We start from the raw sequence: 1770 nt of genomic DNA on the forward strand, positions 1-1770 counted from the left end.
CGTTTGCGAATGCCTGCACGACGCGGATACCGCTGACCGAAGCTTCAATCCCCGCGCTGAATTCACCCAGATCTTCAAAAATGCGGGTGTTGATCCGTGTCATTTTCTTGTTGAAAAAGACGAGCGCAATCGTAATGAAGGGAATCATGACGAAAGTGGCGATCGCCAACGGAACATGGATCTGCAGCATCAACAGAAACGATCCCAACAAAGTGATGATGGTGATGAAGATATCCTCAGGGCCGTGATGCGCCACTTCCGAGATTTCGAACAGATCCGTCGTCAACCGCGCCATCAATTTGCCGGTCTGCTGATCATCATAGTAACTGAAAGGCTGCTTCTGCATGTGACCATACAGCTCCCGGCGCATATCGGTCTCGACGTTGACCCCGAGTACGTGCCCGAAATAGACGACGATATACTGCATCGCTGTGTTGACGATGTACAAAACCAACAGGCCCAGCGAAACCAAGAGAATCAAATTCCACTGCCCGGAAGGCAAAATGGAATCAATGACGCTGTTGACGACGACCGGGAAAGAAAGTTCCAGGACAGCCGCCAAAATAGCGCAACAAAAATCAAGCAAAAACAGATGCTTGTAGGGTTTATAATAGCCGAAAAAACGTTTAAGCATAGGTACCTCCTCTAAAATCATTCAAATATAGTTATAACATAGATTGATGGAATGAGATATTGATACGCTCCTTAAAATTCCTGCGGACTTCTGGAAAAAGTTTGTTTGAATAATGTTGCTTAACATCCGCATAGTGGTACAATTATATTAAAATAAATATCCCTCTATTGGCATGGTCGAGAACGCTGAGCTCTTGAGTATCCGGACATCAAAAGCTGGCCTCAATCAATGAGCGATACTACCATGACAGAAACATTTGCTTATCAATTGGGTAATCCGTAGTTATTAATATAGGAGAATGCTAAGGATCACAATTCGAAAATTGGAGGAGTAAGAGAATGAGAAAATGGAGAACAATTGCAATATCGATGCTGTCACTAGCTTTATTGGCCGGCTGCAGTGGCGCAAAACCTGAATCAACTGTGGAGGCATTTTTTAAGGCAGGACAACAACTTGATACCGAAGCTATGGCAGCAACTATCCTTTCTTCGAATCAGGAAGAGGTAGCGGAGACGGAAGAACTGATAACCGATGATTCGAATGACTATCTAGTGGAATATTTCAAAGCTAATGCTGAGAAAATTACTTATGAAGTGACAGGTAGCGAAGTTGATGGTAACACGGCCGTCGTTACGATGAACGCGAAGTATGTGGATGGTGCACCATTGATGACTGCTACAGTCAGTTCCGTTTTCTCGAAAATTTTACCATTTGGATTCAGTGGTTCAGAATTGAGTGAAGAAGAAATGGATCAGATCTATGAAGATACGATGAAAGAACAGGCAGAAATCGTTCCGGAAACCTTTACCGAAGCCACTTTGAAAATCGATTTAGTTAAAGAGAACAACCAGTGGTATATTACGGAGATTACTGATGAAATGGTGGATGTGGTGATGTCAGGTTTTATGTTACTCAGTTCCGAAATGGAGGGTGGTTCTGAGGACACCGAGCCACAGGATGAAACCAGCACAGAGGAATCTGCTGCTGAAGCTTCTGTAATCGGAAAAAGGAGCAATCCAGTGCCTCTAGGACAAGCAATTGAAATTCCGGTTGAGTATTCCAATGACGATTGGACGGAGAACTATGAAGGGACCATTTCACTTCAGATCAGTGGCATCACAAAAGGTCAAGCTGCC

Annotated in this window: 2 protein-coding genes; one reads left to right on the top strand and one right to left on the bottom strand. The window is 44.0% G+C overall.

Annotated features, from left to right (window positions below; all coding sequences use genetic code 11):
* Positions 1-634, bottom strand: a 634-nt coding sequence (locus WBV27_RS10170; RefSeq protein WP_424201744.1) for an ABC transporter ATP-binding protein, incomplete at its 3' end; no start/stop codon positions are given.
* Between the two features lie 338 nt (positions 635-972).
* On the opposite strand from WBV27_RS10170, the gene WBV27_RS10175 reads away from it, so the two are divergent.
* Positions 973-1770, top strand: a 798-nt coding sequence (locus WBV27_RS10175; RefSeq protein ID WP_424201746.1) for a hypothetical protein, incomplete at its 3' end; no start/stop codon positions are given.

It is taken from the genome of Trichococcus sp. (genome assembly GCF_049589555.1).
GTDB lineage: Bacteria > Bacillota > Bacilli > Lactobacillales > Aerococcaceae > Trichococcus.